This window comes from Stenotrophomonas pictorum JCM 9942, from assembly GCF_001310775.1.
GTDB classification, from domain to species: Bacteria; Pseudomonadota; Gammaproteobacteria; order Xanthomonadales; family Xanthomonadaceae; genus Stenotrophomonas; species Stenotrophomonas pictorum.
In genome coordinates, this window is sequence record NZ_BAZI01000125.1 from 1 (window position 1) to 7,426 (window position 7,426).

Sequence of the window (7,426 nt, forward strand, 5' to 3'; positions counted from 1 at the left end):
GCGGTGATCGTCGGCAAGGGGGAATCGACCGGTTGGCCAATGCTGTCGCCCTTGAACTTGACGAGCGCCGGCGCCACCACCGCAAAGTGCCCGCCCTTCACCCCAGCGCACTGGGTACGCAGCGGCTCCTGCGCCGACCAGGTGCGGCCGCCGTTGCCGGCGTTGGCGAACTCGGTGAGGAAGAACGGTTCGGCGGCATCGACGACGTGGCGCTTCAGGCCCTTGGCGATACGGCGCATGGTGCGTCGGCCAATGGGCGCGGCCGGTCGAAGATGGAGCGGCCCAGGTCGCTGAAGTCGATGCTGTCAGCGGCGGTGACCAGCTTCATCAGGCCGTGCGCCTTGCCATGTGTCGGGCGGGGCCACTGAATCGGCTGGCCATCGCGTCTGGCGAGCAGGAACAGGCGCTCGCGGCTGGTGCCGGCGCCGTAGTCGCTGGCCACCAGCTTTCGCCATTCCACTGCATAGCCTAGCGATTCCAGCGCATGCACGAACTGCCGCCAGGTGCGGCCGCTGTGGCGCTTGTCCGGGATGAGCTGCTGGTTTTCCACAGGTACGCGCTCGGCCGGCTCGGCCACGCTGCCATCCATGCGCAGCACCCGGCCGGTGGCCTTGCAGCGCTTTGCCACCAGCGGCCCCCACGTGAGGATCTGCCACACGTTCTCCATGCTGATAATGCGCGGCACGGTGTTGCCGCCGGTGCGCTTGTCGGCTTCCAGCAGCTGGCCCACCCACTTGAGCACCACCCACGACAGCGCCCGCGTCTTGCGGCTGCGCGGCTGGCCGCCCTTGGCTTGGCTGAAGTGCGTGCAATCGGGCGAGGCGTGGAACCAGCCGACTTTGCGGCCGGCTACGTCCATGCGCGGATCTGCGTGCCAGATGTCCTCGCGGTGGTGCTGCGTGAGCGGGTGGTTCGCCGCGTGCATGCCGATGGCTTGCTCGTCGTGGTTGTAGGCCAGTGCGGGGTCGATGCCCAGCGCCTGCTTCAGGCCTTCGCTGGCGCCGCCGCCGCCCGCGAACAGGTCCACCACGATCTCGCCCGGGCGCAGCCGGGACAACTGCGGCAGCGGGAAGTTGAAGCGCAGGGAGCCGTCAGCCATGAATCACCTCCTGATACATGCCAGCGCTACGATCCGCGCATGGCGACCAATCCCTACACCCACCAGACGCGCGCGCAGCTCTACACCGCGGCGCAGAACCGGGCCGCAAAGCTGCTGGACAGCCCGCACTCGGACACCGGGCACCTGCTGCTGGCGCTGGCGGCGCAGTTGCACACCGCACGCATGGCTACGCGCAGCCCGGGCGGCGAGTTGAAGGGCGCGGGCACGCTCCTCGACGCCTATGCGGACCGCCTGGAGCTGCTGCAGAGGAACGCCCGGCATGAGGTGCTGCACGACGCCGCCGATGCGGTGCTTGGCAATCGCGCTGAACGCTGGCTCAGGCCTGGCTACTACGAAGGCAGCCCGTACCAGCGCGGCATTGAGTCGGACGCTGGGCTGCGGGAAGTGCTGGGCGAGCTTGAGCTGCTGCGGAAGCGATAGATCACGCATCGCTCGCCTCCTGCGGGCTGTCTTCATCGTCGTCCAGCTCGATGTCGAGTAGCTGATTGCGGCGGTGTTCCCGGAAGATCTCCGCACGCTCCCCGCAATCGGTGTCGCAGTCCGGGTCGCCACAGTGTGGGCAGCCGTCGTCAACGGGCACGCAGTTGTGGCAGGCGTGCTGACCGCCATGCCAGGTTCCACAGCTGTTCCAGCAGAAGCCTTGCCCGCAGGTCTTGCAGATTCCCGCGTCGCTCAGGTCCAAGTTGTTGTCACAGACGGCGCATAGGCCGATGGGCATATCACGGGCCATCCTTCACCCCCTGCGGGCGGGCGGCGAGCATTGCCGCCCACATTTCCTCGACGCTTCCGCCCATATTGCGAACTCGGATACCGGCCTCCCACACTTCGTACCCTGCACCTGTGCGCAAATCCACCGGCACCAGAGCAAGCCCCTCCGGCGCGGCGCGCAGGGCGGCGGTGATGGCGGTAAGCGCGCCTTGCACAGTGACGACCACGGGAGCATCGGCGCCTCCGAGAGCGAAAGCTTCTCTCCCTTCGTCGTTGAACACCGCCGCCAGCAACTCCCTGGCCCGCTGCATGTCGTCAGTCATGGCGCACCGCCCAGCAAATCTGGCGCGCATAAACCGATGGCACGCGTTTGACCGCCCCGACCCGCTCCAGACGCTCCAAAGCACTCCGAACCTTTGAAGTTGGGACGCGCTTGCGGCCTGCTGACAGACAGTTCGCTATTACGTAGGTCATCATTCCGTTCGGGCCGCGAGCGTGAAGAGTGCGCATAACGTCCGTATCGAAGTTGGCATTCATTCCGACACCCCCGCGCCGTGGCTGGTGGGCTGCAACTCGGCCAGCAGGTCGGCGGCCCGCTGCATGTTCAATGCGCGCTCATCCTCCGGGTTCTTGTCGAGCATGGCAGCGGCGTCGTCGCCGAGGGACGCAATCACTTCCTCGACCTCATCGACTTCCGGCTCCGGGCGCGGACGGCCTTCGATCTCGGCCAGTCGGTCCTGAAAGTGCTCACGCGCATCGCAGCTGCCCTTGGGGCTGGTGTCGATCAGGGACAGAATATCTGCGAGGACAATGTCCGGGTCGGTCTGGTCTGCAGGTACGCGCATCAGGGCCTGTCCCGTCGTAATGCGCACAATTGCAGCCTTGATGCGTTCGCGGAACTGTTCAAGGTCGATCCCCGGCGCTGCGGGGGCGCTGGCCAGCGGGATCACTTCACCCATCGCGGTGAGCTGATCGGCGAACCAGGTATCAGCCGGCGCTGCGGCGACGGGGCAGGCAAGCATTGGCGCCAGGATGCGCAGCAGCTCCAGCCAGGGGCGCGCCGGCAAAACGTCGGCCAACTCGCAGCCGGGGGCGTGCTCGAACGGCTCATTCGCGTAGTTGGTGAGCTGGCGGCTCCGGCAGGCCCGGCAGCGCAGGTAGTCGCTATCCAGCGACCAGCTCTGGTCGAAGATGCACAGGGCCATGTTCATCACGCGGAAGGAGCTGGCTTGAACGACCACGGCCGGCGGGGCTTCGGCCCGGCTCAGGTCTGCGGCCGCGCTGCCGTGGGCAGGGCAGGGCCAGCGGAGTGATCCGTTGCCGCTTGGGCAGGTGCACTCGGGGAGGGTCTGACTGGTCATTGCTTGCTCCTTCAATCTGAGGCCGGTGTCTGCGCGCGCTGTCCGTTTGCGCTGGCTATTCGGTCGTATCGCTCTGCTTCGGCGAGGTAGTGCTGGTGGCGTGCAACTTGCTCGCGCGCTGTCCAATGCGGATCCACCCGGGCAACCTCTGCAGCGACGCGGCAAGCGGCTGCATTACGCTTCGCAAGCCGGATCGGGTCGTCTTCGAAGATGTCGAGTTGGGCGTTGTGGGAGCGCATGGCCGGCGGGCTTTGGAGGGCGGATTGCTGTAGCGGTTGAAGCGAGGGAACCAACCCTTTCGCCATGCCTCCCGGTACTGGGCACCGAGATGGACGCGCAGGGGGAGGCGGGAAGGTGGCGCGTAGCTTGAGCTAGCTCGTAGCGATCAAGGCGGTCTTGCGCAGTCGCGACGCGTGGGGACTTGGTGACAATCGCGTCCAGGCCGTGGCCCAGTAGGTAGATCGCCGCCGGCGGATTCATCCCCGCGGCTCCGCATTGGGTGGGGCCGGCTCAGGGTTGGCCGCCGCCGCATGTGGGTCGGTGGGAGGTGCGATCGGGGGAAGCACCTGCGCACCGAACTCGGCGTCGAACATCGCGTCTACGCTCTGCAGGCTTATGTCGCGGATCACAGCTGCACCTCCACGAATGCCAGGTCATGCATGACGCACTGCCCCCAAACTGCCGGAGGGGATTTGGCGTTGACCACCGATGACAGGGGGACAACCGCGGTTGCCCGGAGGCAGGCGTCGGGGGAAATGGAATAGGAGCCGCTGGTGACGGCGTCGACGGCGTCGAGTGCGTCCTGCCAGCGACGGGGGGAGAAGTCGCTTGTCAGCGCTACGGCCACGCCGGTGGTGCAGTTCGGCACGCCGCCGGCCTCGAAGGCGTTCAGCGTGGCGTGGGCGATGGTGGCGCGCAGGCCCCAGTCGTCGTGCTTGGCCATCTGGTAGACGGCGAGCGCTGCGCAGATGCGCGGGCTGCTGATAACCAGGTTGGTCGGGATGGTTACGTCGCCGGCGGTGCTGGTCGAATCAACCGCGGAGGCTTCGGGCTCTCCGGTGGCGGCGCAGCCGGTCAGCAGGGCGGCCAGAGCGAAGGCGAGGGCGCGGGTCATACGACACCCCCTGCCTGCAGCAGCGCCATGACACCGGCGCCGACACAGAAAGCCATGGCGGCGATCACCGTCGTGAAGATGGCGTCCTCGCGGGTCCGGCGAGCCAGCTCGCGCTCGAGCTTGGCGCTCATGCGGCACCGCCGGTGTGCGCGTCGACTTCAGCGTGGCGGTAATCGACCCATTGGAAGAACACGAGGACGCCATCATGGTCGAGGCACTTGGACGTGCAGCGGCTTTCCCACTTGCGTCCATCGCTCTCGATCAGCGTCTTGGTGGCGTCAGCCTTCCAGTCATGGACAGTGGCCGGCAGCGAGATGGCGTCGAATTCAGCCCGGTTGCGGGGGCGGGCATAGATCATGTTGGGGCACGGCACGATGCAGGACGGGGTCTGCACCTGGCTCGGCGTGGCTTGCTGCTGGCCTACGGCGTCCATCTGGCTGTCTCCATGCCCCTTCCCGGATGGGAGTGTCGTGGGGCGATGGATGGAGTAAACATCAAGTTGATGTACTGGTCAACATAGAGTTTACAATCAGCGTTTAGTTATCCTGAACCGCAGCGATTTCATTCATTATCGTGGGCGGTGCAACAACAACCCATCGGCAAGGGGGCACGTTGTGTCGTCGATGCAACTGCGCAAGTGCCGGAGAGGTGGTGGGAGAGAAGCTATCCTAGGGGCGTGATCGCGCCTGCCGCGGTATTTCGGCTAAACATTTCTTGGAGTTGATAGGTGGACAAGAGACTGTGCGGACCGGTCGTTGGAGCTCTATTGCTTTTGCCTAACTGCGCTTTAGCCTGTGACTGGACGGTCAGTAAACGAACCGATCAGATGACCGATATGCAGATATGCACCATCACATCCGCATCCGCGAGGATTGGCCTGTCTGCTAGCCAGGATGGCGTTGCATTCGTAGCGATGAGCAACGCCCCCATTGACCGTCAGTTCTTGCAAGTGAGAGTTGATGACCATGAGCTATCTCCCTTCCCTATGACGCTAGATCGTCTGCAAACTTCAGAGACGGCGCACGGGTCGCGCTACGCCAAATATTTTCAGGCGATAGGCTAAGAACTTCGTACTTCGACTACTCAGGGCAAAAGCAGGGTGTCGCTGCAATCTGCACCCTCCCAGAGATCATTAGGGAGTGCGGTGCTCCCATCGATAGGATCATGGATACGCGCTCCCAAGCGGAAATCATCAAGGGATTGTCTCGGTAGTCAGATGCCTTATGGATACATGGCATAGGCCCACCGATAGGCGAGTTTGGTCTGCTGCGTGGGGGAAGGCTGATCAGAAACGGGCACTCAGCTCCGGCATCTTGCTGTGCGGCAACCGCTGCCGCAGGTGACTGGCTTGCTCGGCAGCGCTGGACAGGCTGTAGGCCCGATGCAGGATGGTGCAGATCGAGCGTGTGATCGGCTGGCGGTCCTCGCAGCCTTCGGCGGCGGCGAGCGTCTGCAGGGCAAGGCCGCATAGCTCCTGGACAAGCGGCGTCAGCTCGGCACGCTGTATGGATGGGCCTTTCTCGAAGATATCGAGGGCCAGGGCATCGAAATCGGCACGCAGGGCAGGGTAGGACACGGAGCACCGCTGGCTATTGGAATGACCGTATCGTCGCGCCGCGGCAGGCCCGGAACCATCAGCGCATCCCGTTGCCCGGTGTAGGAATTCCCCTACGAAAAAACCCCGCCGGAGCGGGGTTTTCTTTCAGTACGTCGGTCTTGCAAGTTCAGCAAAGCTTAAAAGCCCATTTTTGTCGTCAGACATGACGATCTGCACATCTAAATCCTGAAGCTCGTTTCTGATCTCACGCGCTGCTTTGATGCGCTTCGTTATAGCAGTTCCCGCTGTTGCATCAGGTTCATCAATGGCAAAAAGAGTATGTCTCGGCATCAGGCCGTGCTTTTTGAGCCTGGCAATTCTGTGGACCCATGTGCCGCCATGCTCAAAAATCTTGTTCGGCTCATCGTGGCCTAAAAAGAGCGGCTTGATGACGACCTGTGGAACATCTGGGTTCGTGGAGACAAACGGGAACTTCACATTGTACGTGTCGTCACCAACGGCCCTGTCATCGAAGTAGGTCTTCAGCCTCGCAGTGCTTAGGATCTTGCCAACCCCCTTGGTGAGGATTTGCTCGTGATACTCCTTGGTCGCGAAGTCGCGCTCAATGAAGCGGTCATATAGCTGCTTCAGAGTTACTTCTGGGGACTCAGACAAGATCACCCGCGTATGGCTGAAGGTGACAAGTGCTTCACGTGGGCGCGTGATTGAATCGAAAGCAAAATGAGCCGGGATTTCCTCACGCTTTACTGCATTTTCGACGCGATTTATTTCTGTTGCCACATACTTCATTGCTTCCCGGTATATGCGAGCCTCCAATCCCTGGAAGAAGTTGGTTATACGCAGCGTTCTTTTCAGCGGGGCGAGCTGGCCTTGCAGGTAGTTGATCTCCGGACACGCGAGTACAACGCCCACGTTGGCGAATTCGCCAGTTTCGGCGTAAGGAGTGAACCTTACAATCGCGTATTGGCAAGCGACCTTAGTCTTCATGCCATCCTCCAGAAATCCTGATGATCGCAGCGCTCAAGCAATGTCTTGCAGGCTACTGCATCGAAGTTGACGGGTATTGACTGCTCATCATCATGGAACAGCCACTCGTCGGGGACCTGCTGCCAAGCTTGGTCCCAGGCTGCAAGTGCTTGGTTGAGCCTAGTCCGGTAATTTGCCATTTCCATGAGATCTTGGCAAAGGCCGCGCCATTCATCACTGAACACATGCGTACTGAGGAAGGCTTCCTCGTTGAAATCAGGGTCGAATGCAAGATTGTGGTCGATCACGATCAGCTCGGATGTGCTGGTGTCGAACAGCAGGTTGGGGTTGCCACCATTGCCCGTGAGCGTCCGGTCAGCATTGTGAACCCACCAGTCGAATACGGCGATGTCCCTACGAACCTGCAGTGGAATCAGCTCTTTGGATGCGTAGTTGAGCCAGCTCAGCTGCTCGATTGCTTTGGAAGCAAAGACAGGGCTGGTACCCAAGTCTTTCCCTTCCGGATGCAGTCGAACAAGTGCTGATGGGGCTATTGCAATGGCGAAGTCAGGTAGGTTCAGGCCAAATGAAACGGCCAA

12 protein-coding genes and 1 pseudogene are annotated in these 7,426 nt (G+C 62.4%); 1 reads left to right on the plus strand and 12 read right to left on the minus strand.

Going from position 1 to position 7,426, the window contains the following annotated elements; genetic code table 11:
* Window positions 1-239 (minus strand): annotated as a pseudogene (locus tag JCM9942_RS20135) (DNA cytosine methyltransferase); the annotation flags it as partial.
* Window positions 215-1,099, minus strand: a complete 885-nt coding sequence (locus JCM9942_RS08225) for a DNA cytosine methyltransferase (RefSeq protein WP_054658966.1) — start codon at window positions 1,097-1,099, stop codon at window positions 215-217. The gene JCM9942_RS08225 and the pseudogene JCM9942_RS20135, both read right to left, overlap by 25 nt.
* A 39-nt stretch (window positions 1,100-1,138) precedes the next feature.
* On the opposite strand from JCM9942_RS08225, the gene JCM9942_RS08230 reads away from it, so the two are divergent.
* Window positions 1,139-1,540: a hypothetical protein gene (locus JCM9942_RS08230; protein WP_054658967.1), complete on the plus strand. Its 402-nt coding sequence runs from the start codon at window positions 1,139-1,141 to the stop codon at window positions 1,538-1,540.
* Window position 1,541: 1 nt separating this feature from the next.
* Here JCM9942_RS08230 and JCM9942_RS08235 read toward each other — a convergent pair whose 3' ends face one another.
* The 10 genes from JCM9942_RS08235 to JCM9942_RS08275 all read right to left on the minus strand — a co-directional run.
* On the minus strand, window positions 1,542-1,802 hold the full coding sequence (locus JCM9942_RS08235) for a hypothetical protein (RefSeq protein ID WP_157722833.1): 261 nt from the start codon (window positions 1,800-1,802) through the stop codon (window positions 1,542-1,544).
* Between the two features lie 37 nt (window positions 1,803-1,839).
* Window positions 1,840-2,151, minus strand: coding sequence for a hypothetical protein (locus JCM9942_RS08240; protein ID WP_145974367.1), 312 nt, complete (start codon window positions 2,149-2,151; stop codon window positions 1,840-1,842).
* Window positions 2,152-2,361: 210 nt separating this feature from the next.
* Complete coding sequence (locus JCM9942_RS08245) at window positions 2,362-3,189, minus strand: hypothetical protein (RefSeq protein WP_145974366.1); 828 nt, start codon at window positions 3,187-3,189, stop codon at window positions 2,362-2,364.
* A gap of 11 nt (window positions 3,190-3,200) precedes the next feature.
* The gene (locus JCM9942_RS19420; protein WP_145974368.1) at window positions 3,201-3,428 is read right to left on the minus strand and encodes a hypothetical protein; all 228 of its coding nucleotides are present in this window, start codon (window positions 3,426-3,428) and stop codon (window positions 3,201-3,203) included.
* Between the two features lie 386 nt (window positions 3,429-3,814).
* On the minus strand, window positions 3,815-4,303 hold the full coding sequence (locus tag JCM9942_RS08250; RefSeq protein WP_054658971.1) for a hypothetical protein: 489 nt from the start codon (window positions 4,301-4,303) through the stop codon (window positions 3,815-3,817).
* Window positions 4,300-4,434 (minus strand): hypothetical protein, encoded by a 135-nt coding sequence (locus JCM9942_RS20140; RefSeq protein ID WP_256202335.1) that lies wholly within the window; start codon window positions 4,432-4,434, stop codon window positions 4,300-4,302. Before JCM9942_RS20140 ends, JCM9942_RS08250 begins: the two co-directional genes overlap by 4 nt.
* Window positions 4,431-4,736, minus strand: a complete 306-nt coding sequence (locus tag JCM9942_RS08255; RefSeq protein ID WP_054658972.1) for a hypothetical protein — start codon at window positions 4,734-4,736, stop codon at window positions 4,431-4,433. The genes JCM9942_RS20140 and JCM9942_RS08255 overlap by 4 nt, the downstream gene beginning before the upstream one ends.
* A gap of 852 nt (window positions 4,737-5,588) precedes the next feature.
* Window positions 5,589-5,879: a hypothetical protein gene (locus JCM9942_RS08265; RefSeq protein WP_054658974.1), complete on the minus strand. Its 291-nt coding sequence runs from the start codon at window positions 5,877-5,879 to the stop codon at window positions 5,589-5,591.
* Between the two features lie 126 nt (window positions 5,880-6,005).
* Window positions 6,006-6,848, minus strand: coding sequence for a DUF3037 domain-containing protein (locus JCM9942_RS08270; protein WP_054658975.1), 843 nt, complete (start codon window positions 6,846-6,848; stop codon window positions 6,006-6,008).
* Window positions 6,845-7,426: HipA family kinase (locus JCM9942_RS08275; protein WP_256202336.1), on the minus strand; the 582-nt coding region annotated here is incomplete at its 5' end. The genes JCM9942_RS08270 and JCM9942_RS08275, both read right to left, overlap by 4 nt.